This is a genomic window from Methylobacterium iners (genome assembly GCF_022179305.1).
Lineage (GTDB): Bacteria > Pseudomonadota > Alphaproteobacteria > Rhizobiales > Beijerinckiaceae > Methylobacterium > Methylobacterium iners.
The window spans coordinates 14,372-41,023 of sequence record NZ_BPQP01000061.1 but is presented as its reverse complement, the minus strand read 5'-3'; the positions used below and the strand labels follow the sequence as shown (position 1 = coordinate 41,023).

Genomic DNA, 26,652 nt, shown 5'->3' with positions numbered 1-26,652 from the left:
TTGACCCTTCGCCGCGCGGATATGCTAGGTGCCCGCGACGCCCCGCGCGGGCCCGCTCCTCCCCTCGCTGATCCCGGCGCCCCTCGATGACCGATTCCGCACATCCCTCCCCGACGGCGCCCGAGCGCTACAACGCCAAGGATGCCGAGCCGCGCTGGCAGGCGGCCTGGGCGCAGGCCCGGATCTACGAGACGAAGAACGACGACCCGCGCCCGAAATACTACGTGCTCGAGATGTTCCCCTACCCGTCGGGGCGCATCCATATGGGCCACGTGCGCAACTACGCGATGGGCGACGTGGTGGCGCGCTACAAGCGGGCGCGGGGCTTCAACGTGCTCCACCCGATGGGCTGGGACGCCTTCGGCCTGCCCGCCGAGAACGCCGCGATGGAGCGGGGCGTCAACCCGCGCGACTGGACCTACGCCAACATCGCCACCATGCGCGCCCAGCTCCAGGCCATGGGCCTGTCGCTCGACTGGAGCCGCGAGATCGCGACCTGCGACCCCGCCTACTACAAGCACCAGCAGCGCATGTTCCTGGATTTCCTGGGCAAGGGCCTCGTCACCCGCCGCACGGCGAAGGTGAATTGGGACCCGGTCGACCACACCGTGCTCGCCAACGAGCAGGTCATCGACGGGCGCGGCTGGCGCTCGGGCGCGCTCGTCGAGAGCCGCGAGCTGACCCAGTGGTTCTTCAAGATCACCGATTTCGCGCAGGACCTCTACGACGCGCTCGACGGGCTGGAGCGCTGGCCCGAGAAGGTCCGCGTGATGCAGCGGAACTGGATCGGCCGCTCGGAGGGGCTGGAGGTCCGCTTCGCGCTCGACGGCCGGGACGGCGAGATCAAGGTCTACACGACGCGCCCCGACACCCTGTTCGGCGCGCGGTTCCTGGCGGTGGCGGCCGACCACCCGATCGCGGCGCAGGTCGCGGCCTCCTCCCCCGATCTCCAGGCCTTCATCGAGGAATGCCGCCGCATCGGCACCGCCCAGGCCGCCATCGACACGGCCGAAAAGCTCGGGTTCGACACGGGGCTCAAGGTCCGCCACCCCCTCGACCCGGCCTGGCTGCTGCCGGTCTACGTCGCGAATTTCGTGCTGATGGAATACGGCACCGGCGCCGTCTTCGGCTGCCCGGCCCACGACCAGCGCGACCTCGACTTTTCCAACAAGTACGGCCTCGGCAACACGCCGGTGGTCTGCCCCGAGGGGCAGGACGCGCAGAGCTTCGTCATCACCGACACGGCTTTCGACGGCGAGGGGCGGATGATCAATTCCCGCTTCCTCGACGGCATGACCACCGACGAGGCCTTCAAGGCCGTGGCGAACCGGCTGGAGAACGAAGTGCTGGCCAGTGCGCCCGTGGGCGAGCGCAAGGTGCAGTTTCGGCTCCGCGACTGGGGCGTCTCGCGCCAGCGCTACTGGGGCTGCCCGATCCCGATCATCCATTGCGCCGATTGCGGCCCCGTGCCGGTGCCCGTCGCCGACCTGCCGGTCGCGCTGCCCGAGCACGTCTCCTTCGACGTGCCCGGCAATCCGCTGGAGCGCGACGAAGCCTGGCGCGCGGTCCCCTGCCCGGCCTGCGGCGCGCCGGCGCGCCGCGAGACCGACACGATGGACACCTTCGTCGACTCGTCCTGGTACTACGCCCGCTTCACGGCGCCCTGGCTCTCGGATGCACCCACCGACCGGGTGGCCGTCGACCGCTGGCTCGCCGTCGACCAGTATATCGGCGGCATCGAGCACGCGATCCTGCACCTGCTCTACGCCCGCTTCTTCATGCGGGCGATGCAGGCGACGGGCTGGTCCGGGGTCTCCGAGCCCTTCGGCGGGCTCTTCACCCAGGGCATGGTCGTCCACGAGACCTACAAGGACGCGGCCGGCGCCTGGGTGGCGCCGGCGGAGATCCGCATCGCCAGCGAGGCGGGCGAGCGCCGGGCCATCCACGTGCGGACGAACGAGCCGCTCGCCATCGGCGCCATCGAGAAGATGTCGAAGTCGAAGCGGAACGTGGTCGATCCCGACGACATCATCGCGAGCTACGGCGCCGACACCGCCCGCTGGTTCATGCTCTCGGACTCGCCGCCGGAGCGCGACGTGATCTGGAGCGAGGAGGGCGTGCAGGGCGCCGCCCGCTTCGTGCAGCGGGTCTGGCGGCTCGTCTCGGCGGCCGCCTCCGCCTCAGGTGCCGGCGGCGCGGATTCAGGCCTGCGCAAGGCCGCCCACAAGGCGCTCGCCGCGGTGGAGGAGGATGTCGAGCGCCTGCGCTTCAACCGCTGCGTGGCGCACATCTACACCCTGGCCAACGCGCTGGAAGAGGCGCTGAAGGGCCCGGTCTCGGTGGGAGCGGCGGACGAGGCCGCCGGCATCCTCGTCCAGCTCATCGCTCCGATGATGCCCCACCTCGCCGAGGAATGCTGGCGGGCGCTCGGCCGCGAGGGCCTCGTGGCGCAGGCCCCCTGGCCGGCGGTGGAGCGGGACCTGCTCGTGGAGGACAGCGTCACCCTCCCCGTTCAGCTCAACGGCAAGAAGCGCGCGGACGTCACCGTGCCTCGCGACGCCGACAATGCGACGGTCGAGGCCCTGGTGCTGACCTCCGAGGAGGTGCGGCGGGCGCTCGAGGGCCGGGTCCCGCGCAAGGTCATCGTGGTGCCGGGACGGATCGTGAACCTGGTGGTGTGAGGGATTGGGGCGGATCCGGTTCAGCGTCCGTGCGAACTGCAGGCCACCCCGATTTGTCATTCCGGGGCCGCGTAGCGGAGCCCGGAACCCAGAACCGCTGACGCGGCAAGCTGAAGCATTGTCAGCGGCTCTGGGTCCCGGGCTCGCCTGCGGCGCCCCGGGATGACAAGCTTGGTTTGTTGCCCGCCTCGCCGATCCATTTGAGGGCGCTCTCCGCCCCTCCGCCCGCAAAGTCCCGCCTGACGCCAAGCCCCCGAAAACCGCTTCTCTCCGATACGCTTAAGCCTCCCTTAACCATGATCGCGCATCGTCGACTCGGGTTCGGCTCCCTCCGGGCGGCCGGATCGATCAGGCGGAGACGGGTACGATGGCCGAGGCGGCGCTGCAGGTGCACAGGGAGCTGAGCTCCGAGATCGTGCGGCGTCTGGTGGCGCGCCCCATCCGCATCGACGCGCGCGGAAGCGCGGTGATCCCGGCCGAGACCGTCGTGACGCAGCCCGAGCCGGCCGCGGCCGCGGTCGAGGCGCCGCGCGAGGAGGTCGAACCCGCCGTCTCCGGCGAGCTCGCCCGCCTGCGCACCGAGATGACGCTGATGAAGGCGGTGCTTGAGGCCGAGCGCCGCGAGACCGCGCGCCTGCGCGCCTGCATCGAGGACGTCGCGACGCCGGGTCCCGTGCTGGACGACGCCCGCGCTACCCGCGACCGCTGGGCGACCCTGGTCGACCGGCTGCTCCACGCGCCGCGTTGAGCGCGGTCCCGCAGGCAAGATCCGCCCGTCAGGTCCCACGTCACACAACCGGGAGACGGCCATGAGCGCCCGCTGCTCGCTCGTCGTCAACGGCAAGTCCGTCCGCATCGCCACGGGCGACATGCCGGTCGAGGCGGCGCTGGCCGAGGGCATGATCGCACCGATGTCCGGCCAGGGCGCGGCGCCGGCGGCTCGCCGCCTCGGGGCGCGCGGCCATCGCGGCGAGGCGGACCGGCTCGACCTGCCCCGCCCGAGCTCCGCCGACGCGAGCCTCCTCCCCCGCCGCGAAACCGCGCCCGTGCCGCAGGTCCGGCGCGCCGGAACGCTCACGCAGGTCCGGGCGCTCGGCCCGCGCGTGTTCGAGGTGGTGGTGACCCTGACCCGACGCCTGGCCTACGAGCCGGGCCACCAGGTCGTCGTCACGTTCGAGGGTTTCGAGCCGCTCACCTTGAGCCCGACCCTGCGGGTCGACGGCGCGGCGGAGCTGAACGAGCTCGTCTTCCACCTCGCCCGCGACCAGGGCCCCGTCGCCGCGGCCCTCGCGGACGGAATGGCGCTAGGGCATCCGGTCAAGGTGAAGGGTCCGGTCGGGCGGGGTCATTACCGGCCCGGCGGCGGCCGCCTCGTCCTCGTGGCGAGCGGCACCGGCTTTGCCGCGATCTGGGTCATCGCGCACGCCGCCCGCTACATCGAGCCGGCCCGCGAGGTCGTCCTCATCGCGGGTGCCCGCGACCCTCTCGACCTCTACATGCGCCCGTCCCTCGACTGGCTTCGGGCGACGGGCCTCGCCCGCCTCGTCCTCGTGGCGGACCGGCACCGCCAGCGCCCGCCGGACGTGCGGCCGGGACCGTTGACCGCCCACCTCCCCTCGCTGCGCGCGACGGACGTGGTTCACGTGGCCGGGGATGCGGCGACGGTCGGAGCCGTCGAGGTGCTGGCCGCCTCGGTCGGGGCGCGGTGCTATCCGGCCTCACTCGGGGCCTGACGGCCGAAAACCTATCCCGTCAAACAGCTTGGCCACAATGAGCGCGTCCCCTCCCCACAGGGGGGAGGAGAGCGCCGCGCGCCTCACCCTACCCGAACCCGCCAGATCTCCTCGGCATATTCCCGCATCGAGCGGTCCGAGGAGAACCAGGCCATCCGGGCCGTGTTGAGGATGGCCGAGCGCCACCAGGCCTTCGGCTTGTTCCAGGCGTCGTCGACCTCGCGCTGCACCCGCCAGTAATCGTCGAAATCGACGGTGAGCAGGTAGCGATCGTTGTGGCGCAGGTCGTCGACGAGCGGCCGGAAGCGGCTGCGATCGTCGGGCGAGAAGCCGCCGGAGCCGATCAGGTCCAGGGCCGCGGCGAGGCGCGGCGAGGCCGCGATCGCCTTGGCCGGGTAGCCGGGCTCGGCCGCGCGCGCCTGGACGCCCGCCGCGTCGAGGCCGAAGATGAAGATGTTCTCCGCACCCACATGGTCGCGGATCTCGATATTGGCGCCGTCCAGCGTGCCGATGGTGAGCGCGCCGTTGAGGGCCAGCTTCATGTTGCCGGTTCCCGAGGCCTCCATGCCGGCCGTCGAGATCTGCTCGGAGAGGTCGGCGGCCGGGATGATCGCCTCGGCGAGGCTCACCGAGTAGTTCGGCAGGAACACGACCTTGAGGCGGCCGGCCACGTCCGGATCGTCGTTGACGACCTTCGCGACGTCGCAGGCGAGCTTGATGATGAGCTTGGCCTGGACGTAGCTCGGCGCCGCCTTGCCGCCGAAGATTTTCACCCGCGGCGTCCAGTCCCGGTTCGGATCGGCCTTGATCGCCTGGTAGAGCGCCACGGTCTCGACGACGTTCAGGAGCTGGCGCTTATACTCGTGGATGCGCTTGATCTGGACGTCGAACAGGGCGGAGGGATCGATGCTGATGCCGGTGCGGTCCGTCACGATCCGGGCGAGCGCCTCCTTGCGGGAGCGCCGCACGGCCGCGTAGCGGGCCTGGAAGCCGGCATCGCCCGCGTAGTCGGCGAGGCCCTGCAGGGCCTCCGGATCGTCGAGGACGCGGGCGCCCACCGCCTCGACGGCGAGCCTGGTCAGGTCCGGGTTGGCGTTGTGCAGCCAGCGGCGGAAGGTGATGCCGTTGGTCTTGTTGACGATCTTGTCGGTGTCCAGCGCGTGCAGGTCCTTGAACACCGTCGAGCGCATCAGGTCGGTGTGGAGCGCCGAAACGCCGTTGACCCGCCGCGCGCCGTGGAAGGCGAGGTGGCCCATGCGCACGCGCTTGCCGTGGGATTCGTCGATCAACGAGACGGAGGCGAGATGGGCGGCATCGGCCCGGCCGTGGCGGCCCTGCTCCTCCAGGTGCATCCAGTTGATGAGATAGATGATCTGCATGTGGCGCGGCAGCAGCCGCTCCATCAGCTCGACCGACCAGGTCTCAAGCGCCTCCGGCAGGAGGGTGTGGTTGGTGTAGCCCAGGGTGTTCGTCGTGATGTGCCAGGCATCCTCCCAGACGAGGCCGTGATCCTCGAGGAGGAGCCGCATCAGCTCGGGCACGGCGATCGCCGGATGGGTGTCGTTGAGCTGGATCGCGGCGTGGTCGGGCAGCGTGCGCAGGTCGCCGCGCTCGGTGACGTGGCGGCGGACGAGATCCTGCAGCGAGGCCGAGGTGAAGAAGTATTCCTGGCGCAGGCGCAGCTCCTGGCCGGCATCCGAGGAATCGCTGGGGTAGAGCACCCGCGAGATCGCCTCGGCCCGGGCGCGGGCGGACACCGCGCCGACATGATCGCCGCCGTTGAAGCGGGCGAGCTCGACGGGCGCCTCGGCCTCGGCCTTCCAGAGGCGCAGCGTGTTGACGTGCTTGCCCCGCCAGCCGACGACGGGCACGTCGTGGGCGACGGCGAGCACCGTCTCGGCCGGCTGCCAGTGGCGGCGGATCACGCCCTCCGAGATCGCCGACATGGTGACGTGGCCGCCGAAGCCGATCGTGTAGGTCGATTCCGGCCGGGCGAACTCCCAAGGATTGCCCTCGGCGAGCCAGGTCTCGGGGGCCTCCTTCTGCCAGCCGTCCTCGAGCGACTGCTTGAACAGGCCGTGGTCGTAGCGGATGCCGTAGCCGATCGCCGGAATCGAGAGGCTCGCCATGCTCTCCATGAAGCAGGCAGCGAGGCGGCCGAGGCCGCCATTGCCGAGCGCCGCGTCGGGCTCGGCCGCCTCCACGTCGCCGAGATCGACGCCGAGGTCCTTCAGCGCGGCCCGCGTCGTCTCCACGAGACCGAGATTGTTCATGGCGTCGGACAGGAGCCGCCCGATCAGGAATTCCAGGGAGAGGTAATAGACGCGCTTGTGCGGGATCGCCTTGGCGCTCGAATCCATGCAGGCGTCGACGATGCGGTCGCGCAGCGCCAGGGCGGTGGCGGCGAACCAGTCGCGCTCGCGGGCGGTCGCCGGAGTCTTGCCGATGACGTAGGCGAGCTTGCCCAGGATCGCCTCGCGCAGGTCGGCGACGGGATCGCCCGACGTTGCCTTGGCGGGCGCCGCCCAGGTCGCGTTGGGGGGTGCTTCGATGGGGCGCCGGCTGGCGGAAGGCGCGGCCTTGGCGGTCGCAGCGCCGCTCTTGGGCGCGATCAGGACATCGTTCAGCACGTGCAGTTCCCCCAGTATCGCGGCCGAAGCGCGAAACAACGCTGCGAAACCCACCCCGCTTCTGGCGGCGGTGGTCGGATCTCGCTGCATCCCGCCGGCATCGTGGGTCCAGGGCGCCGCCATGTCGAGGCGGCGCGGGTCTGGAGCCCGGTCTGCAAACGTTGTGCCCGGACGCTGTGTCACGATCGACACAGGTTAAGAATGTCGCATGCGGGCGCGGCGCAATTTTGTCCGACCTCGCCTTGATATCTCCTTGAATCGCACCATCGGATGAACGGCCCGTACATCGGCCGAGAGAAGGCTGCCGGGCTGTCGAAAAAAGCCACACCGGCACGGGACGGACGACCCCGGCCCGGGAAGACAGGACAAGGCCAGGGGCGACGGACGGGTCGCCTCGCCGATCGACAATCGTTAGGAAAGCCCCGGCGCGAGGATGGCTCGGGGAGCGACGCATGGCGGAGACGGTCTGGTGGAAGCGCGGGACCGTCTATCAGGTCTATCCGCGCTCGTTCCAGGACACGAACGGCGACGGGGTCGGCGACCTCAAGGGCATCACGCAGCGGCTCGACTACCTCGCCTGGCTCGGCGTCGACGCCCTCTGGATCTCGCCCTTCTATCCCTCGCCCATGGCGGATTTCGGCTACGACGTGGCCGATTATTGCGGGGTCGACCCGCTGTTCGGGACGCTGGCCGATTTCGACGAGCTCGTGGCGGAGGCCCATCGGCGGCGGCTCAAGGTCATCCTCGACTTCGTGCCCAACCATTCCTCGATCGCGCACCCCTGGTTCGAGGAGAGCCGCGCCTCCCGCGAGAACCCCAAGCGCGACTGGTACATCTGGCGCGATCCGGCGCCCGATGGCGGCCCGCCCAACAACTGGATCAGCAATTTCGGGGGGCTGGCCTGGACCCGCGACGAGGCCACGGGCCAGTACTATTACCACGCCTTCCTGCGCGAGCAGCCCGACCTCAACTGGCGCAACCCGGCGGTGCGCGAGGCCATGCACGAGGCGCTGCGCTTCTGGCTGGAGCGCGGCGTCGACGGGTTCCGGGTTGACGTGATCTGGCACCTGATCAAGGACGAGGGCTTTCGCGACAATCCGGAGAACCCCGCCTGCCTGCCGGGCGAGCCGGAGATCAACCGCTTCGTGCAGGTCCATTCCGCCGACCAGCCCGAGGTGCTGGACGTCATCGCCGGGATGCGCCGCGTGCTGGCCCCTTACGGCGAGCGCGTGCTCATCGGCGAGATCTACCTGCCGATCGACCGGCTGGTGACCTATTACGGGCCGGACCTCTCGGCCGCCGACCTGCCCTTCAACTTCCAGCTCCTGCAGACGCCCTGGCAGGCCGACGCCATCGCGGCCGTCGTCGAGGCCTACGAGGCGGCGCTGCCGCCGGGCGGCTGGCCGAACTGGGTGCTGGGCAACCACGACCGCCCGCGCATCGCGGCGCGCGTCGGCGAAGCCCAGGCGCGGATCGCCGCGATCCTGCTCCTGACGCTGAGGGGCACGCCGACCCTCTATTACGGCGACGAGCTGGGCTTCGGGCATGTCGCGATCCCGGCCGACCGGGTGCAGGACCCGTGGGAGCACAACGAGCCGGGCCACGGCCGCGACCCGGAACGCACGCCGATGCAGTGGGACGGGAGCCCGAATGCCGGCTTCAGCGAGGCCGAACCCTGGCTGCCGCTGAGCCCGGACGCCGTCTCGCGCAACGTCGAGGCCCTCTGCGACGATCCCGGCTCGATCCTGACCCTCTACCGCCACCTGCTCCACCTGCGCCGCGAGCAGGATGCCCTGTCGGTGGGCAGCTTCCGGCTGGTCGAGGACCGGATTGAGGACGTCTTCGCCTACGAGCGGGCGGCCGGCGAGGTCACCATCCGCGTGGTGCTCAATTTCGGCGCCGAGGAACGGGCCGTGCCCCTGCCGGAGGGGAGGCGCTGGACGATCCTCCTCTCGACCCATGCGGGGCGGGCCCGCACCAAGCTGTCGCGGCAAGCCGAACTCGCGGCGAACGAGGGGCTGGTGCTTCTCGCCGAAGGTTCGTGACGCTCTCCAGATAGGCCGGTTCGGCCAGTCATCTGCTCGTTCGGCAAAGAGAGCGCAGGTGACGGCGTTCCCGCAGCCGTAGCATCTTCGCCCGCCCCGCTTTGTCATTCCGGGGCTGCGCAGCAGAACCCGGAACCCAGAGCCGCCAACGCGTCAAGCTGGAGCACAACCTGAGTGTCTGGGTTCCGGGCTCGCCGGAGCCTGTCCTTGGACTGGCCGAAGGCCAAATCCGGGGGGCGCCCCGGAATGACAACCGCTGGGGAAGTCGGCGGCGACCACCCAGCAGCCCAAACACACAACCGCACTGCAGCAAGGAACAACGGAAACTTAACCGTGACCATGGCCTGGATTGTGCACTGCGGCGGAACAAGGCGATCTTCGGAGCGTTCCCATGTCGGCGGCGATCATGGCCTCTCTCGCCCGGCCCAGGCGGACCTTCACAGGCGAGTATCCCGGCATGTCATCTGCGGTGGCTGGTGATCGCGACGCGTTGGACGAAGCACCGCCCACGAACGCCGATCCCCTCAGGCCGATTGGCCAGGCACTCGCCGCGGGCCTGCGCTCCCGCATCCTCTACGCCACCCCGGAGATGGCCGACTTCGTGAAGACGGGCGGCCTCGGGGAGGTCGCCGGCTCGCTGCCGCGGGCGCTGCGCCGCCACTACGACGTGCGCGTCCTGATCCCGGGCTACCGGCAGGTCGTCGACCGCTTCGAGCAGATCCCGGTCGTGGCCCACCTTCCCGGCCGCGCCGGAGTGCCGCCCTGCGATCTCGGCCTCGTCGAGATGGGCGACGGTCTGAAGGTCTACGTCCTCCTCAGCCTCGACCTCTACCAGCGGGACGGGACGCCCTACGGCGACGCCGCGGGCGATTTTCGCGACAACGACTTGCGCTTCGCCCGCCTCAGCCTCGCGGCGGCCGAGATCGCGCGCGGCATCGATCCCGCCTGGGCGGCCGATCTCCTGCACCTGAACGACTGGCAGGCGGCACTCGCCCCGGCCTACCTCGCCTGGGGCGGCGAGCGGGTGCCGAGCGTCCTGACGATCCACAACCTCGCCTACCAGGGCCTCTTCCCGACCGACGCGCTCGGCCGCCTCGGCGTGCCCGACGACGCCTTCCAGATCGACGGCGTCGAGTTCTACGGGCAGCTCTCCTTCCTCAAGGCCGGCATCTTCTACGCCTCGCACGTCACCACGGTCAGCGAGACCTATGCCCGCGAGATCCTGACCCCGGAGGCGGGCTGCGGCCTCGACGGGCTCCTGCGCACCCGCGCCGGCCAGGGCCGGGTGGCCGGAATCCTCAACGGCATCGACGAGAGCTGGGACCCGCGCACCGACCCGCACCTCGCCACCCGGTTCGAGGCCGACGACTGGAAGGGCAAGCGCGCCAACGCCGAGACCGTGCGCCGCCAGTTCGGCCTCGCGGTCTCGCGCGGGCCACTCTTCGCCATCGTCTCGCGCCTCGTCCACCAGAAGGGGATCGACCTCAGCCTCGCCGCCGCCGAGACCATCCTGGCCGAGGGCGGCCAGCTCGTGGTGATCGGCCAGGGCGAGAGCCGCTTCGAGGGGGCGCTGCGCGACCTCGCCCGGCGTCGCCCCGATGCCGTCGGGGTCCATGTCGGGTTCCAGGAGAAGGACGCCCGCCGGATGTTCGCGGGCAGCGACTTCCTGCTGATGCCCTCCCGCTTCGAGCCCTGCGGGCTCGCGCAGATGTACGCCCAGCGCTTTGGCTCCCTGCCGATCGTGCGCCGCACCGGGGGCCTCGCCGACACCGTCGAGGACGGCGTGACGGGCTTCACCTTCGGCGAGGCCTCGCCGAAGGGTTTCGCCGGAGCGATTCGCCGGGCGCTCGAAACCTTCACCCAGAAGAAGCGGCTCAACGCCATGCGCCGCCGGGCGATGTCGCGCTCGTTCGGCTGGGATGGCGCGGCGATGAACTACTCGGCGCTCTATGCGCGGGCGTTCGGCAACGGTCCGATCCTGCGACGGCAGGTGGCTTAGCGCCTCTCCTCCTTTGTGGGGAGGAGTTGGAGGTGGGGTGGCTCCGCTGGCCTCGACACAGGGTCACCCAGCCACCCCCACCCTCGATCCCTCCCCACAAGGGGGCGGGAGAAGCCCAACTCACGCCGCTTCGAGCAATCGCCGCGCGATGACCTGGGCCTGGATCTCGGCCGCGCCCTCGAAGATCGAGAGGATGCGGGCGTCGCAGAGCACGCGGCTCACCGCATATTCCAGCGCGAAGCCGTTGCCGCCGTGGATCTGGAGGGCGTTGTCGGCCGCCGCCCAGGCAACGCGGGCGCCGAGCAGCTTGGCCATGCCCGCCTCAAGGTCGCAGCGCTTGCCCTCGTCTTTCTCGCGGGCCGAGAAGTAGGTGAGCTGGCGGGCGATGTTGATCTCCACCGCCATCATCGCGAGCTTGTCGGCGACGCGGGGGAAGTTCACGAGCGCCTTGCCGAACTGGACCCGCTCCTCGGCGTAGCGCAGGCCGAGATCGAGGGCCGATTGCGCGACGCCGACGGCGCGGGCCGCGGTCTGGATGCGGGCGGATTCGAAGGTCTGCATGAGCTGGGCGAAACCCTTGCCCTCGACCTCGCCGAGGAGGTTGCCCGCCGGCACCTTGAACCCGTCGAAGGCGAGCTCGTACTCCTTCATGCCGCGGTAGCCGAGCACCTCGATCTCGCCGCCCGACAGGCCCTCGACCGGAAAGGGGGTCTCGTCGGAGCCGCGTGGCTTCTCGGCGATGAGCATCGAGAGGCCGCGATGGCCCTTCTCCTCGGGCTTGGTGCGGACCAGCACGGTCATGATGTCCGCGCGCACGGGGTGCGTGATCCAGGTCTTGTTGCCCGATATCGTCCAGTGGTCGCCGTCCTTGACCGCTTTGGTGCGCAAGCTTGCGAGGTCGGAGCCGGTGTTCGGCTCGGTGAAGACGGCCGTGGGCAGGATGTCGCCCGAGGCGATGCCGGGCAGGAAGCGCTGCTTCTGCTCCTCGGTGCCGCCGCACAGGATGAGCTCGGCCGCGATCTCGGAGCGGGTGCCGAGCGAGCCGACGCCGATATAGGCGCGCGAGAGCTCCTCGGAGACGACGCACATCGAGATCTTGGGCAGGCCCATGCCGCCGTATTCCTCGGGGATGGTCAGGCCGAAGACGCCGAGCTCGGCCATCTTGGTGACGATCTCCATCGGGATGTAGTCGTTCTTCAGGTGCCATTCGTGGGCGTGCGGCGCGACCTCGGCGAGGCCGAAGCGGCGCATCTCGGAGCGGATCGCCTCCATGTCCTCGTCGAGGCCGGAATGGCCGATCGTGGCCGATCCGCCGTTGTCGCGGATGCGGGCGACCAGCGCCGCGCGGTTCTCCGTCGTGTTGCCCTCGGCGATCAGCGTCTCCACCGCCGCGTTGCGGAACTTCGCGACCTCGCGGGCGCCGAGCCCGAGGGAGCCCGTCGGGCGCACCATCTCGCCCTGGCTCATCGGGATGCCCGAGAACATCTGGTCGAGGTACTCGCCGAGCCCGATCCTCACGAGCAGGGTCTCGGTCTCGCCGAGCTGCCCGGATTCCTGCAGCCGGGCCGCGTAGGCGGCGAGCTCGCGCACGCCCTCGCCGTAGGTCGCGAGCCAGGCCAGCCCGTGGGCGGCGTGCTGCTCGGTCTCCAGCTTCTCGGCCGAGACCTTGCCCTCGGCCGACAGGACCTTGGTCCGCACCCGGCGCGTCGCCTCGGCGACGAGGCCCATCGCGGCCTCGCCGGCCTCCCGGGCGAGGCTGACGAGATCCTGCGGCTGCGTGGAGATCGCGGGGGATGCGGACATGAGTTCGCTCGCTGAAAGAGAAGGCTCTGCTTCAAGTCATTATAGGCAGGTTTGCCGGTACTGTAGAGGCGCTTCGCCGCAGCTTTGCGCCTCTCCGCATTGAACTTTGTATTCAGCCGCGACTGGCGATGGCGACGCCGAGCGCCGCGATGACCATCCCTACGATTTGCAGGGGCACCAGCACCTCGCCGAACAGGCCGTAGGCCATCAGGGCCGAGACGGGCGGCACGAGGAAGAAGAGCGAGGCGACGCCCGCCACAGCGCCGCGCCGGATCAGCACCATCAGGAGCAGGATGCCGGCGACCGAGTTGACGAGGATCGACCAGGCGAGCCCGAACCAGAACGGGGCCGAGAGGTCGAAATGCCCGGGCTCCAGGACGAGCGCCACCGGCGCCGACAGAACGGCCGCGGCGAGGAACTGGATCGTGGCGTTGGCGAGCAGATCCGCCTCGCCGGCCTGGCGCTTCTGCCAGAGGGTGCCGAGCGTCATCGCCGCCATCGCGCCGAGGCAGATGCCGAGCGCGGGCAGCGGGATGCCGGAAGGGCCGACCGCGCCGAGCTTGGGCGCGAGCACGAGGAGGGCGCCGGCAAAGCCCGTCACGATGCCGAACCAGCGCCGGCCGCTGACGCGCTCGCCCAGCAGCGGCCCGGCGAGCATGGCGGTCAGCAGCGGCTGCAGGCTGCCGACGAGGGCCGCGATCCCGGCCGGCAGCCCGCGATCGACCGCCCAGAAGACGCCCATCACGTAGAGCCCCTGCATGAACACGCCCGCGACCAGGGCATCGCGCCAGCCCGCGCGGTCCCGGGGCCAGCGCGCGCCGGTGGCGAAGGCGAGGCCAGCCAGGACGAGGGCGACCCCGGTCACGCGAATGCCGACGAAGCTGAGGGGATCGGCGTAGGGCACCACGAAGCGCGCGGCGACGAAGCCCGTCGCCCAGATCAGGACGAAGAGGCCGGGAATGAGGGCGGGGGTGCGCTGGCCGTGGGACATGGTTGCGGCGCAGGCACCACAGCCGCGGGGCGAAGACAACCCGCGGCGGCGACGATCCTGCGGGAGCCCTGCGCGGGGCATTGCGTTACGCCAACTCCATCCAAGCCGTGTAGAGACCCGCGAGGGGCCGGAGCCGCCGCCCGGTTCCGCGCCTTCGGCCAGAGAGGAGAACCCCGTCGCCCGTGTCCCGTCTCCGCGCCAGCCTCGACGTCGCGGCGATCGCCGCGCAACGCTTCGTCGCCCATGACGGCTGGGCCATCGCGAGCCATATCGCGCTCTCGATCCTGACCTCGCTGTTTCCGTTCCTGATCCTGCTCGCGGCGCTCGCCGGCCTGTTCGGCTCGAAGTCGCTCGCCGACGAGGCCGGCGTGCTCATCTTCGATGCCTGGCCCCGCGAGGTCGCGAGCCCCATCGTCGGCGAGATGCACCGGGTGCTCACCGAGCAGCGCGGCGGGGTGCTGACGCTCGGCGCCCTGCTCGCCCTGTACTTCTCGTCCTCGGGCGTCGAGAGCCTGCGGGTCGGGCTGAACCGGGCCTACGGGTTGCGCGAGGGCCGACCCTGGTGGCTGACGCGGCTGGAATCGATCGCCTACGTCGTCTGCGGGGCGCTCGCGATGCTCGCCTTCGCGCTCCTCGTCGTGCTGGGGCCGCTGATCTGGCGCAAGGTGCTCGACGTGGCGCCGGGCCTCGAACCGCTGAGCCTCACCGTCGCGATCGCGCGCATCGCCATCACCGCGACGCTGATCGCCGTCGTCCTCGTCATCGCGCACAAGTTCGTCGCGGCCGGGCGGCGCTCCTTCGCGGCGGTGCTGCCGGGCATCGCGGTGACGCTGATGCTGTGGTTCCTCGCCGGCCTCGGCTTCGGCTACTACCTCGACCGCTTCTCCAGCGCCTACGCCTCGACCTATGGCGGGCTCGCCACCGCGATGGTGTTCCTCGTCTTCCTCTACTGGCTGGCGGCGATGTTCCTGTTCGGCGGCGAGATCAACGGCACCGTCATCGCCGCGCGGCGCCGGCGGCTCCAGGCCAAGATGCAGGCGCGGCAGGCGGAGGCGCGGCCGCTGTGACGAGGATGGGTCGAGCGCTTTCCCCTCCCCCTTGTGGGAAGGGTGATTGCAGATGAGGTGGCTCGTTGGCCGGCGGCCTCTATGGCACCCCCTTTGTCATTCTGGGGCTGCGCAGCAGAGCCCGGAACCCAGAACCGCTGACGGTTCTCAAGCTTGCCATGTCGGCGGTTCTGGGTTCCGGGCTCGCCTGACAACGCCCCGGAATGACAAAGAGGGTTGAAGACCTCCATCTACAATCGTCCGACCTTGTGGGGACGGGTTGAGGGTGGGGGTGGTTCCGCTTGGTGAGCGGGCGGGTCACCCAGCCGCCCCCACCTCCAACTCCTCCCCACAAGGGGGAGGAGAGTACGTCAGCGCTTTCCTCACGCGGCCAGCGGCAGCGCCTCGTCCGTTTCCGCCGCGCCGGCCATGAACTGGGCCCGGGCGAGATCGGCGAAGCGGCCGTTCTGGGCCACCAGCTCCTCGAAGCTGCCCGACTCGACGATCCGGCCCTCGTGGAAGACGAGGATGCGGTCGGCGTTGCGGATCGTCGCGAGGCGGTGGGCGATGACGAAGGTGGTGCGGCCCTCCATCACGGCCTCCAGCGCGCCCTGGAGCTTGCGCTCGGTGGTGGCGTCGAGCGCGCTCGTCGCCTCATCGAGGATCAGCACCGGCGGGTTCTTGAGGAGCGCGCGGGCGATCGAGAGGCGCTGGCGCTCGCCGCCGGACAGCGAGCGGCCGCGCTCGCCGATGATCGTGTCGAGGCCGTCCGACTGCCGGGCCATGAACTCGGTGGCCTGGGCACGATCGAGCGCGTCGAGCATCTCGGCATCGGTCGCGTCGGGGCGGCCGACCTGAAGGTTCTCGCGGATCGAGCGGGCGAACAGCATCGGCTCTTGGAAGACGACCCCGATGTTGTGGCGCAGCGACGAGAGGCCGATGTCGCGGATGTCGGTGCCGTCGATGCGGATCGCGCCGCTCTCCGGGTCGAAGGCGCGGTGCAGGAGGCCGAGCGTCGTCGACTTGCCCGAGCCCGTGGTGCCCACGAGCGCCACCGTCTCGCCGGCCTGCGCCGTGAAGGAGACGTCGTCCACGGCCTTGCGGCGCGGCGTGTAGGAGAAGCCGACGTTCTCGAAGGAGACCTCGCCCTCGAACCGCGCGACCTGGCGGGCGTTCGGGCGGTCGTGGACGGCCGGCATCGTGTCGAGGATCTCGAAATACTCGGCGATCTTCGGGGTCTGCTGGAACAGGCCGTTGATGCAGGTGGCGACCTGGTCGAGGCGCGAGACCAGCATGGTGGCCAGGCTCATGAAGGCGACGACCTCGCCGACCGTGGCCATCCCGTGCTGATGGAGCACGATGCCGGTGATGAAGATCGCGGTCATGGTCAGCGTCGCCGAGGCGCGGGTCGCCACGTTGGCGAGCGCCCACCAGGACAGGACCGGGATCTGGGCCGCGAGCAGGTTGCGGATGATGCCGTGCATCGCGTCCTTCTCGGCCTTGGCGCGAGTGAAGGACTGGATGACCGCGACGTTGCCGAGCGCGTCCGAGGCGTGCTCGGCGAGGCCCGACTGGTAGGCCTCGACCCGGCCCTGCAGGGTCTCGGTGCGGCGCATCACGAAGGTGGTCAGCGCCGTGAAGACGAGGACCAGCACGACGAGGATGAGGCCGAGCTGCCAGTTGACGAACAGCGTCAGCGGCAGGAGCACGCCGAGCGAGACCACGGCGACGAAGTGGTCGCGGAAGAAGCCGAGCCAGAGCCAGAACATGCCGTTCGTGCCCTCCAGCATCGCCTTGAGGACGCGGCCGGAATGGTTCGCCGAGTGGAAGGCGAGCGGCAGTTCGAGGACGTGCTCGAAGTAGTTCGCCATCGCCGCGAGGCGCTGGCGGTGGGCGAGCCGGTCGGCGTGGAGCGCGATGGTGACGCCGGCCGCGATCGTGAACAGGCCGAACCCGACCCAGGCCGCGATCAGCGGCAGCAGGGTCGCGAAGGTGTTCGAGCCGCTGTTGAGATGCGTCAGCTTGTCGATGATGCGCCCCATGAGCAGGGGCTCGGCGAAGGCCGCCACCGCCAGCGCCACGTTGGCGAGGGCGAGCATGGCGGCGAGCCGCCGGTCGGGACCCAGAAGCCCCATGACCCGTGCGTACAGACGAATCAGCGACATGGTGGAAAGCGCTCCGATGCCAACCCTGCGCGCGGCCCGTGTGACCCGGGCTTGACGCTCAATCTTTCGCTCAAGGGCTTCTCGCTGGCCGGACGGCCATCAACCCCTTGGGCGTGATCGGCTTATGGCAGGCGCTCCCTGAACGGCGAATGACACGAAAGCAGGACCCTGCGCGATCTTTTTTACGGTTCGTTCAGCCCGATTCCCTAACCCTTGTAGGCAGCGCCTCCGGGTGCGCCCACTCACGCGGCCTCAACGCCGCCGTTCAGGCACCCCGTCATGGATCTCGCAACAGGTGTCGGCCTGCTCGGCGGCCTCGCCACCGTCTTCACGCTGATCATGATCGATGGCGGCAACTTCGCCGCCTATTTCGACAAGCACGCGGTGATCGTGATCTTCGGCGGCGCCACGGCCGCGACGATGATGCGCTTCCCCTTCTCGACCATCGCCCACGGCCTGCCGATGGGCCTGCGCTTCGCCTTCACCATGCGCTCGATCAAGCCGCCGGAGCTGATCGAGGAGATCACCAAGATCGCCGACGTGGTGCGCAAGTCCGGCCCGATGGCGCTCGAGAACATGGAGATCTCGGACCCGTTCCTGGCGCAAGGCGCGCGCTACATCGCCGACGGCTACGACCGCGAGTTCATCCGCGACACGATGGAGCGGGACCGCGACAACTTCCTGATGCATCTCGACGAGGGCTCGAAGATCTATCGTGCCTTCGGGGACTGCGCCCCGGCCTGGGGCATGATCGGCACCATCCTCGGAATGGTGACCATGTTCGCCAACATGTCCGACCCCTCGAAGCTCGGGCCGGCCATGGCGACCGCGCTGCTCGCCACCCTCTACGGGGCGCTGCTCGCGAACATGATCACCCTGCCGATCGCCGACAAGCTGCACGTCAAGCTCGAGGAGGAGGACGTCTCCCGCTCGATCATCATCGACGGCATCCTGCTCATCCGCGATTCGAAGAGCTCGTCGCTCGTGCGCGAGATGCTGATCGCCTACCTGCCGCACAACCACCGCGAAGACCTCGCGGCCGAAGCGGCCTGAGGAGGGGCGCGCGCCGTGGCCAAGAAGAAGCGCGGCGGGGCGCATGGCGGGCACGGCTGGTTCGTGACCTTCGCCGACCTGATGGCGCTGCTCATGAGCTTCTTCGTCATGATCGCCGCCTACTCGACGCAGGACCAGAAGAAGCTCCAGGCGGTGGCGGGCTCGATGCGCGACGCCTTCGGCGTCAACAAGGAATCCCGCTTCTCCGGCATCATCGAGAAGGACGGGATGCCGAGCGCCGACAAGCTCCAGCACCTGCGCGACGTGCCGATGGACAAGGTCTCCGACCGGACCACGCCCCCGGGCAACGACGCGCTGATGGACGAGGGCATCCCCGACAGCGGCTATGCCGAGGCCTTCGGGCTCGCCGCGGCCAGCCTGCGCCAGGCGATGCAGGACATGCCGGAGATCGCGGAGCTCTCGAAGAACATCATCGTCACCCCGACGAAGCGGGGCCTCGACGTCTCCCTCGTCGACCAGGACGGCAGCTCGATGTTCCCCGAAGGCTCGAGCCGGCCGAACGACCGCACCCGCCGCCTGCTGGAGCGCCTGGCGCCCGTGATCCGCAAGATGCCGAACCGCATCGCGGTCACGGGCTACACCGCCACGCCGCGGCCCGGCACGCGCCCGCCGGCCCCGCCCTGGGAGCTCTCGGCCAACCGGGCGATCAGCGTGCGCGAGATCCTGGCGGGCAGCGGCGTCCCCGACGACCGCTTCGCCTCGGTCACCGGCAAGGCCGACACCGAGCCGATGTTCCCCGACAACCCCTATCTCTCGTCGAACCGGCGCGTCACCGTCACCCTCATCAGCGAAGCCGCGGCGACGCCGCGCAAGGGTGTGCCGTAGCGCGCGCCGCTCACTTCGCGACCAGCAGCGCCCAGTAGACCTTGTACTTCGAGTTCGGCGCGTAGGCCGTGGCGATGCCCATGCGCGTGGCTCCGGGGCTCAGCATCACCGCATTGTGGGCCGGGCTGTCGCGCCAGCCGGAGAAGGCCTCGGCGAGCGTGTGGTAGCCCGCCGAGAGATTGGCCTCGGCCGCGGAATAGCCGAGCCGCTCCACCGCGCTCTTCACGGTCTGCGCCTTGCTCGGCCGGTCGGCGGCCGCCATCGCGGCGGCCTCCGCTTCCGCGAGGCGCTGGAGATCCGGGTCGAGCGCGAGTGGGGCGACGCCCTTGTTGCTCCGGTAGGACGAAATCATGTCGCGCGCCGTGCCCGCGTCGAGCTGCGCCGTGTTCGTCGTGAGCGGCAGGTAGAGCGGCGGCAGGGTCAGCGGCGCCGAGGAGGAATTGGCGCAGGCCGTGAGAAGCGCCGCCGGCAGAAGTCCCGACGCCACGATCTTGAGGATGCGCACGGGCTCCCTCTCCCGAGGGGAGAGGGGTGGGGTGAGGGGAGTAGACTCTCCGGACAGGGCACGCCCCTCACCCTGTCCCTCTCTCCCTTGGAGAGGGAACCCGCGCCAGATCCTCACGACGGCGTGCTCACGGTTCGCCGGCGCGCCGTGGCGCGCGGCTGCGCGGGAGCGGTATCGGAGGGCACGACCTCCGACGCCTGTCCCGCGAAAACCTGCGCGATCTGGCCCAACGCGCTTCCCATCGGCTCCAAACCCTTGACGGTCACGATGCTGGCTCCCGGCCCCATCTCCGGGATCATCCCGGCCCCCGACAAAGCCTTGAACACCGCGAAGTTCAAATCGCTCTGGACCTTGAGGTTGAAATCGACGTCCGTGACCCAGGCCATCAGCTCGAAATCGAGCATCGGGTCGCCGATCTTGCGGAAAACCACGCGGGGCGCCGGCATCTTCAGCACGTCGGGGTGGGCGCTGGCGCAGGCCGTGATGAGCTCGGCCGCGCGCACCGGGTCCTGGTTGCGCAAGACGCTGACCGCGATGATCACCCGGCCGGTGCGATCGCCGCGCACGCGGTTCTTCACGACGCCGGAGATCAGGTTGGAATTCGGCACGATGACGGCCGAGCGGTCGAAGGTCTGGATCTCGGTGGAGCGCACCGAGATCCGCTTCACGATGCCCTCGCTGTCGCCGATCACGACCTGGTCGCCGACCCGGATCGGCCGCTCCCAGAGGAGGAGCAGGCCCGAGACGAAGTTGTTGACGATCGACTGCAGGCCGAAGCCGATGCCGACGGAGAGCGCGCCGGCCACGATCGTGAGCTTTTCCAGGCTCAGGCCCAGGTAGGAGAAGGCGAGCGCCAGCGCGAGCAGGAAGCCGAAATAGCCCGTGACCGTCGCGATGGAGTTGCGCAGGCCCGCGTCGAGATCGGTCGCCGGCAGGTAGGTGTTGGCGAGCCAGTTCTGGATCGCGCGGGTGATCAGGAAGCCGAGGGCGAAGATGCCGATCGCGAAGGCGATGGTGGAGAGCGAGATCGTGACGTCGCCGACCTTGAAGCCGAAGAAGGCGGTGCGCACCGACGTGAGCACGTCGGTTGAATCGAGCCCCCAGGGCGCCAGTGCCAGCAGCGCCGCCACCAGGATCAGGACGACGCGGGCGGCACCCGTGGCGAGCACCGCGATCTGGTTTAGGGAGCGCTTGCGCAGGCCGGTATTGGCCTGGAGCGCGGTGGCGATCCGGGTCTCCTCGGCGAGCGAACCGCCGATGAAGGCGTCGGCGCTGGTCATCAGCAGGTAGAGCAGCGCGACGAGGCTCGCGATCCAGACGAGCTGGTCGATGAGGAAGGCGGAGAAGGCGACGTAGCCGACGGTCGCCGCCGTGCCGATGACCACGACCGCGGCCCAGCCCAGCAGCCGGGCCGGGCCGCCGATCCCCATGGTCGCCTCGGGCGCGACGTAGGGGCCGAGGCACTCCTCCTCCTTCTCGTGGGTGTCGGCGAAGCGGTGCAGGCCGATCGCCAGGATCAGGATGGTGGCGAGCGCGCCGATGCCCCGGGTCGCGATCGAGACGGGGAGCGCGGCGGAGATGCCGGAATTGAGGGCCTCGATGGACTTGACCACGGTGATGACGGTGGCGATGCCGACGGCGAGCCGGGTCACCCGGGAGGCGGCCGCATCGCTGACCTGTGTCGGGCGCCAGGCGGGCGCGTCGGGCGCCATCAGCGCGTCGGACAGCGCCTCGACGAAGGCGATGAAGGCGAGCCCGATCAGGATCGCGCCGGCGAGCGGCATCAGGCGCTCGGGCAGGAGCCCCGTGGCGTCGAGGGCGTAATAGACGGCGTAGCTGCCCAGCACTGCCGGAACGGTGCCGACCAGGAAGACGCGCCAGGCGGCCAGCAGCCGCTTGCGCCGCGGGGGATCGACGGCCTTCGGGTCGCGCCGGCCGAGCCGCGGGGCGATGTTGCGTCGCCCGAAATAGAGCGCGATCGAGACGCCGAAGGCGGCGCCGAGCAGCGCCAGGTTGCCGACGGTGCCGTTGCGCGCGAAGAGGCCCGTGATGTCCGAGAGCGCGCTCTGGACCGAGCGCAGGTCGCGCGGGATGTCGGCGGCGATCCGCCGCCAAAGATCCGGGCTGACCAGCGCCGAGGAGCGCTCGAACAGGCCGCGCGTGAAGGCGGTGCGGCGGCGGTTGGAGACCTGATCGAGGATCTGGTCGCTCTGGACGAGGAGCGATTTCGCGAGGCGCTGGGTCTCGTCGATCTCGGCAGCGGCATGCTCGCGCTCGACCCGTTCGGCCGCCACGTCCTCGCCCTCCGCGCCCTCCTTGGGCTTGGGCCCGAGCTGGTCGAGGCGCTGCCGGGCGGCGTCGAGGCCGGGCTGGGTCTCGGCGATGATCCGCCGGATCTCGTCGGCGACCCCATCGAGGCCGTCGCGGACCCGGGCGAGGTCGCCGGTGCCGGCCTCCCGGTTGGCGAGCACCTTCTCGCGCCCGTCGAGATCCTCCTTGATGTCTTCGAGGCGGTCCCGGATGGCCTGGATCGGCGCGGAGACGGCCGGCTTCTCGGCCTCGGCGGGCTTGTCCGGCGTCGCCGCGGGCTTGGCCGCCTCGGCCGCGGGCTTGGCCGTATCCGCCGCGGGCTTGGGCGCGGGGTTCTGCGCCGAAGCGGGGTTGGCGACAAAGGTCGAGAGCGCGATCCCGAGCGCGACGAGCCAGGCCTGGCTCCGGGGTAAGGTCTGCCTCATGTCGCTCCTTCCGTCGTCTCCGCGTCGGCCGCCGCGCCCGCCCGGGGCCGCGTCCATCGCGGAGCAATGGGGCGAAAGGGTGCCAGTGTCGATGCGGAGGGCGCGCCGCGGGGATGCGGCGGCGGAAGGCTGTGGGCCGTGACGTCGCGGCCAACGGGGTCAACCTTCACAACCCTGTCACGGTGATATTACACTAGGGCGCAATGGAACCGGCCATGTCGTATCCGTACGAGGCGGTAACCGCGATCGTCCGAATCGACGATCTCCGCCGCGAGCCGGGCGTTTTCGCCCGAAGCGACCGCAATCGGCGGTCGGCCTCCCGATATGATCGTGCCGGCCCTGGGAAGACGCATCGCTCAGGCGTCTCCGCGCGTTGTCCGCACGTCGATCGGTCGAGAGAGTAGCCGCCGATGATGGATCTCCAGACGCTCGTTCTCAACGCCGATTACCGGCCGCTCTCCTACAACCCGCTCTCGCTCTGGTCCTGGAAGGACGCCTTCACCGCCCTGTTCCTCGACCGGGTCACCCTGGTCGCGAGCTACGACGTCGAGGCGCGCTCGCCGAGCCGGTCCCTGAAGGTCCCCAGCGTCGTCGCCCTCAAGAACTACGTGACGCTGGCCCGCAGCCCCGCCTTCACCCGCTACAACATCTACCTGCGGGACACCTTCTCCTGCCAGTATTGCGGCCTGCGCCTGCCGTCGGGCGGCCTCACCTTCGACCACGTCGTGCCGCGCTCGCGAGGCGGCCTGTCGAGCTGGGAGAACGTCGTCGCGGCCTGCTCGCCCTGCAACCTGCGCAAGGCCAATCGCACGCCGGCCGAGGCCGACATGCCGCTCCTGAACGAGCCTCACCGCCCGACCCGCTACGAGCTGCACCGCCGTCAGCCGGAATTCGACCACCGCGAGTACCACCACACCTGGCTCGACTACCTCTACTGGGACAGCGAGCTGGAGAGCTGACCGGATCAGTGGGCCGGGAAGCGATCGGGCGGCACGTTGTAGAGCGGAAGCGCCGGGTGGGTCGGCAGCGTGGCGGGAAGGAGCGCGTGCTCGCGGCGGTACGAACGGACCCGGTAGCGGTGGATGCCGCGCCCGGCGTAGGGGCGCGGGCGGAGTCTATGGATTGGCCGCTCGAATGCGCGCGAGGGCTCGTAGCCGTCCGGCACCCCGTCCGCCCGAACGGCGGTGACCGGAAGGGCGAAGAGCGTCAGAGCGCCCGCGACGAGAACGGTACGAAACATGGGCTGGGTTCCCGGATCGTGGCGGTAAGGACCATCGCCATTCACCGACATTACCCGACGTTTGCGAGCGTTCGCTTAACGCCTCAGAACTTGATCGCCGCACCGGCGCGCACGGTGTTGATGTTCACCTTGTGACTGTCGAAGTCATTGAAGAGGACGTACTGGTATTCGCCCCGCAGGACGATGTTCTGGGTGAGCGCCCATTCGACACCGGCGCCCAGCGCGATGCCGCCGACGGTCTTCGTGCTGGCGCGCCGAACGACATAGGGTGCGGCCGGTGTGGATGCACCGGGACTGGTGGAATTGAATGAGGCATAGCCAAAGCGGTTCACATAGGCCGGCGCGCCAGTCGTATTGGCAAGATTTGCCTGATAGGTCGCTTGGTCGTAGCCGTAGTACTGGATGTTGACCTGATCACTGACCTGCGCACGGCCAATGGCGAGACCACCCGTAATGTAGGGCAGCAGGCTTCCGAAGGCGTAGCCGGCGCGGGCACGGATCGTGCCGTAATCTTCAATTTTTGTCGCTGCAATCCCGCTCAGAGCTACGGTCTCGAGGTAACCGCCCGAAGTCGTCTTGAACCGGGAGATCGAGTCCGAAGTGCTGCCGCTCAGATCGAACCGCGTGTAGTCGACTTCAACACCGATGACAGTGTCGTCGAACTGATAATTGTAACCTGCGAAGGCGCCGTAGCTTGCACCACCGACCCTTGCCGAGATCGGGGCGAGGAGGGTTGATGCGTTGAACTCCGTCTCCGCAGTCGTATCCTTCAACGCCTTGGCAACAAGCGGCTCGAAGGCGTTCTTGAAGCCGAGGGATGCCGAAGTGTAGCCCGCGAACCCACCGACATACACGCCACTCCAGTCGACCACGGCAGCCTCGGTCTCATAATCCGGACCCCGGAGAACGCCATAATCGAGGTCGGCGGCCTGGACGGCCGAGATGCCAGGGAGAGCAAGGCCCGCAACGAGGGTGAGGGTCAGGGTACGCATGGATGTCCGTCCTCTAGGCCCGCCTCAACCGAGGTCTGCCGAGACTATGGGACCGGTGTACTTGAGTAACCTTAATGGACCGTTGCGTGTGGGCCGCGCGGCTCTGAGCGCAGGCGTGCCAATTTGGGTCCGCACCACGTCCCCATCCGCCCGTCGGGGCTCGCTGCCCCAGGACCGCCACATCCGCAGCCGTGTTGTCGCCACATCTGTCAAGGAATCCTCGGTCCCAAGGCGCCGGCCACGGCGCGGTCGCGGAGCTTCGAGTCGGACAGATGCAGGGTCGAATGGTCGGATCGCCGCGCAACGCCCATCAGGCTCCCGTCACCGGGCGGGCCGCCGATGCCCTGACCCTCGGCGGTCGCGTCGGCCGCGATCACGGCAGCCGCACGGCGCTGACCCGCTCGATCCTCGCCATGTCCCTCCTGACTGCCGGCTTGAGCGCGGTCCTCGTCCAGACCGGCGGCGACCTCGGCAAGGTCGGGCTCGGGTCGCCGGTCTCGTCGGCCCAGGCCATGACGTCCTCCCGCGGGGCCGAGCTGGCGATGCCGCGGCCGCGGGTCCAGACGATGCCGCCCGCCCTCCTCGATTCGGCGCCGACGGTGCTGACGGCCTCCGCCGCCTTCGCGCCGATCCACGACCTCGACACCGAGCTCGGCTCGAACGCCGTCGACCGGGTCTCCTACGATTTCCTTCTCACCGAGAGCGCGGTCGGCGACCCGAACGACATCCTCGAATTCGGGCCGATGAAGATCCGCCGACACCTCGTCCAAAAGATCGTGCGCGCCGCCCAGGCCGTGCAGACCGATCCCGTCCTGCTGATGGCGGTGGCCGACAAGGAATCGAGCTTCAAGACGGAGGTCCAGGCGCAGACCTCCTCGGCCACGGGCCTGTACCAGTTCATCGAGCGGACCTGGCTCGGCGTGATGCGCGATTTCGGCCCGAAATTCGGCCTCGCCGCGGACGCGGCCCTCGTCGTCGCCGGCGAGAACGGCAAGCCCACCGTCGCGGATCCGGCCGAGCGCACGCGCATCCTCGAGTTGCGCCGCGACCCTTACCTCTCCGCCCTCATGGCCGGCGAGATGCTGAAGCGGGACGCCGCCCGGATCGCCCTCAGGATCGGCCGCGAGCTATCGCTCGGCGAGGTCTATCTCGCCCACTTCCTCGGCGTCGAGGATGCCGAGGACTTCCTGGCCAAGGTCGCCGACAAGCCCAAGACCGCCGCCGCGCAGATGCTGCCGGGGCCGGCGCGCGCCAACCGCACCATCTTCTTCGCGGCGCAGCGGGGCCGCAAGAAGGCCGTCAGCCTCTCGGTGGCCCAGGTCCACGAGAAGTTCGAGGCGATGATGAGCACGCGCGGTGCGCGCTACCGCGACGTCCGTTCCGTCGCCGGCGTCCTCGCCTATGCCGACGCGGCCGAGTGAGCCGGGGCGGTCGCAACGTCTGATAGATGAATTCGGCAACCGCTGAGCCGGTGACGACTTTAACTGACGGCGGCGCCGCGGGGGCGCCGGACCGGACAGGCAGGTCGGAGGCTGGATTTGCGGGATCCGAAGGGTACGTCATCCTCTCGTCAGCCGATGAGGCGGGGCGCGCAGACGGCGGATGATTCGCTGGCGCCGGAGCTCTCCCTCGGCCAGATCGGCCAGGCGCTCGCCTCGTTCTACGACGACCTGATCGCGGAGGGCGTGCCGGAGCACCTCGCCGCCCTCGTGCGCCAGGTGAAGCAATCGGAAGACGCGACTCCGCGCAAATCGGGCAAGCTCGCCCTCGTCGTCGAGGACGAGGCCGCGACCCGGGCGGTCGCCGAGGCGCTGCTGGAGGAGACCGATCTCTCCCCGATCGGCTGCGACAGCGCCGAGGCCGCCCTGGAGGTGCTCCGCGAGAGGGGCGGCGACGTGGCCCTCGTCTTCGCCGACATCCGGCTCGCGGGCGAGATGGATGGGCTGCAACTCGCGAAGGCGGTCGCCCTGCTCTGGCCGCAGGCCCGGCTCGTCGTCACCTCCGGCCACCGTCCCGTGCGTCCCGACGCCCTGCCGGCCCAGGCCGTCTTCATCCCGAAGCCCTGGCGGCCGCTCGACGTCCTGACCGAGGCCGCGCTGGCGGCCGGCGAAGGCCAACCCGTCAGTCCCTGACAGCGGTGTTCCGTTCGCGGGCTTGCGTCTTGCATCGCCTCATTCCCATCGAGGAT

At 69.7% G+C, this 26,652-nt stretch carries 19 protein-coding genes; 11 read left to right on the top strand and 8 right to left on the bottom strand.

Features of this window, described 5'->3' with window-relative positions; all coding sequences use genetic code 11:
* The first annotated feature begins 86 nt into the window (after window positions 1–86).
* The 3 genes from leuS (at window position 87) to MFF55_RS18395 (ending at window position 4,414) form a co-directional block, all read left to right on the top strand.
* Complete coding sequence (gene leuS / locus MFF55_RS18405; RefSeq protein ID WP_238245562.1) at window positions 87–2,681, top strand: leucine--tRNA ligase; 2,595 nt, start codon at window positions 87–89, stop codon at window positions 2,679–2,681.
* A gap of 367 nt (window positions 2,682–3,048) precedes the next feature.
* Complete coding sequence (locus tag MFF55_RS18400; protein WP_238245561.1) at window positions 3,049–3,429, top strand: hypothetical protein; 381 nt, start codon at window positions 3,049–3,051, stop codon at window positions 3,427–3,429.
* A gap of 61 nt (window positions 3,430–3,490) precedes the next feature.
* Window positions 3,491–4,414 carry a ferredoxin reductase domain-containing protein gene (locus MFF55_RS18395; protein ID WP_238245560.1) on the top strand — a complete coding sequence of 308 codons (924 nt, stop codon included), beginning with the start codon at window positions 3,491–3,493 and terminating at the stop codon, window positions 4,412–4,414.
* Between the two features lie 83 nt (window positions 4,415–4,497).
* On the opposite strand, the gene MFF55_RS18390 is transcribed toward MFF55_RS18395, so the two are convergent.
* Entirely contained in the window at window positions 4,498–7,044 is a 2,547-nt protein-coding gene (locus MFF55_RS18390; RefSeq protein ID WP_238245559.1) for a glycogen/starch/alpha-glucan phosphorylase, read from the bottom strand.
* Between the two features lie 452 nt (window positions 7,045–7,496).
* Here MFF55_RS18390 and MFF55_RS18385 point away from each other — a divergent pair, with 452 nt between their 5' ends.
* Window positions 7,497–9,089 carry an alpha-amylase family glycosyl hydrolase gene (locus MFF55_RS18385; protein ID WP_238245558.1) on the top strand — a complete coding sequence of 531 codons (1,593 nt, stop codon included), beginning with the start codon at window positions 7,497–7,499 and terminating at the stop codon, window positions 9,087–9,089.
* Between the two features lie 457 nt (window positions 9,090–9,546).
* Window positions 9,547–11,088 (top strand): glycogen synthase GlgA, encoded by a 1,542-nt coding sequence (glgA, locus tag MFF55_RS18380; RefSeq protein WP_238245585.1) that lies wholly within the window; start codon window positions 9,547–9,549, stop codon window positions 11,086–11,088.
* Between the two features lie 120 nt (window positions 11,089–11,208).
* Here glgA and MFF55_RS18375 read toward each other — a convergent pair whose 3' ends face one another.
* On the bottom strand, window positions 11,209–12,891 hold the full coding sequence (locus MFF55_RS18375) for an acyl-CoA dehydrogenase family protein (RefSeq protein WP_238245557.1): 1,683 nt from the start codon (window positions 12,889–12,891) through the stop codon (window positions 11,209–11,211).
* A 112-nt stretch (window positions 12,892–13,003) separates the two neighbouring features.
* Window positions 13,004–13,882 (bottom strand): DMT family transporter, encoded by an 879-nt coding sequence (locus tag MFF55_RS18370; RefSeq protein ID WP_238245556.1) that lies wholly within the window; start codon window positions 13,880–13,882, stop codon window positions 13,004–13,006.
* Between the two features lie 182 nt (window positions 13,883–14,064).
* Here MFF55_RS18370 and MFF55_RS18365 point away from each other — a divergent pair, with 182 nt between their 5' ends.
* The gene (locus MFF55_RS18365; RefSeq protein ID WP_238245555.1) at window positions 14,065–14,949 is read left to right on the top strand and encodes a YihY/virulence factor BrkB family protein; all 885 of its coding nucleotides are present in this window, start codon (window positions 14,065–14,067) and stop codon (window positions 14,947–14,949) included.
* A 362-nt stretch (window positions 14,950–15,311) separates the two neighbouring features.
* Here MFF55_RS18365 and MFF55_RS18360 read toward each other — a convergent pair whose 3' ends face one another.
* The gene (locus tag MFF55_RS18360) at window positions 15,312–17,093 is read right to left on the bottom strand and encodes a glucan ABC transporter ATP-binding protein/ permease (protein WP_238245554.1); all 1,782 of its coding nucleotides are present in this window, start codon (window positions 17,091–17,093) and stop codon (window positions 15,312–15,314) included.
* Window positions 17,094–17,372: 279 nt separating this feature from the next.
* Here MFF55_RS18360 and MFF55_RS18355 point away from each other — a divergent pair, with 279 nt between their 5' ends.
* On the top strand, window positions 17,373–18,146 hold the full coding sequence (locus MFF55_RS18355; RefSeq protein WP_238245553.1) for a motility protein A: 774 nt from the start codon (window positions 17,373–17,375) through the stop codon (window positions 18,144–18,146).
* A 15-nt stretch (window positions 18,147–18,161) separates the two neighbouring features.
* A complete protein-coding gene (locus MFF55_RS18350) occupies window positions 18,162–18,992 on the top strand; it encodes an OmpA/MotB family protein (RefSeq protein ID WP_238245552.1) in 831 nt (276 codons plus the stop codon).
* Between the two features lie 10 nt (window positions 18,993–19,002).
* Here the strand turns inward: MFF55_RS18350 and MFF55_RS18345 are convergent, their stop codons facing one another.
* Together MFF55_RS18345 and MFF55_RS18340 are read right to left on the bottom strand one after the other, a co-directional pair.
* Window positions 19,003–19,497: a CAP domain-containing protein gene (locus MFF55_RS18345; protein ID WP_373874832.1), complete on the bottom strand. Its 495-nt coding sequence runs from the start codon at window positions 19,495–19,497 to the stop codon at window positions 19,003–19,005.
* Between the two features lie 113 nt (window positions 19,498–19,610).
* Complete coding sequence (locus MFF55_RS18340; RefSeq protein WP_238245551.1) at window positions 19,611–22,232, bottom strand: DUF3772 domain-containing protein; 2,622 nt, start codon at window positions 22,230–22,232, stop codon at window positions 19,611–19,613.
* A gap of 410 nt (window positions 22,233–22,642) precedes the next feature.
* Here MFF55_RS18340 and MFF55_RS18335 point away from each other — a divergent pair, with 410 nt between their 5' ends.
* The gene (locus tag MFF55_RS18335) at window positions 22,643–23,191 is read left to right on the top strand and encodes an HNH endonuclease (protein WP_238245550.1); all 549 of its coding nucleotides are present in this window, start codon (window positions 22,643–22,645) and stop codon (window positions 23,189–23,191) included.
* 5 nt (window positions 23,192–23,196) lie between these two features.
* Here the strand turns inward: MFF55_RS18335 and MFF55_RS18330 are convergent, their stop codons facing one another.
* Both MFF55_RS18330 and MFF55_RS18325 read right to left on the bottom strand, forming a co-directional pair.
* Window positions 23,197–23,472: a hypothetical protein gene (locus MFF55_RS18330; RefSeq protein WP_238245549.1), complete on the bottom strand. Its 276-nt coding sequence runs from the start codon at window positions 23,470–23,472 to the stop codon at window positions 23,197–23,199.
* Window positions 23,473–23,555: 83 nt separating this feature from the next.
* The gene (locus tag MFF55_RS18325; protein ID WP_238245548.1) at window positions 23,556–24,464 is read right to left on the bottom strand and encodes an outer membrane protein; all 909 of its coding nucleotides are present in this window, start codon (window positions 24,462–24,464) and stop codon (window positions 23,556–23,558) included.
* Between the two features lie 272 nt (window positions 24,465–24,736).
* Here MFF55_RS18325 and MFF55_RS18320 point away from each other — a divergent pair, with 272 nt between their 5' ends.
* Together MFF55_RS18320 and MFF55_RS18315 are read left to right on the top strand one after the other, a co-directional pair.
* Window positions 24,737–25,885 carry a transglycosylase SLT domain-containing protein gene (locus tag MFF55_RS18320; protein ID WP_238245547.1) on the top strand — a complete coding sequence of 383 codons (1,149 nt, stop codon included), beginning with the start codon at window positions 24,737–24,739 and terminating at the stop codon, window positions 25,883–25,885.
* A 156-nt stretch (window positions 25,886–26,041) separates the two neighbouring features.
* Window positions 26,042–26,596 (top strand): response regulator, encoded by a 555-nt coding sequence (locus MFF55_RS18315; RefSeq protein WP_238245546.1) that lies wholly within the window; start codon window positions 26,042–26,044, stop codon window positions 26,594–26,596.
* Window positions 26,597–26,652: the final 56 nt, after the last annotated feature.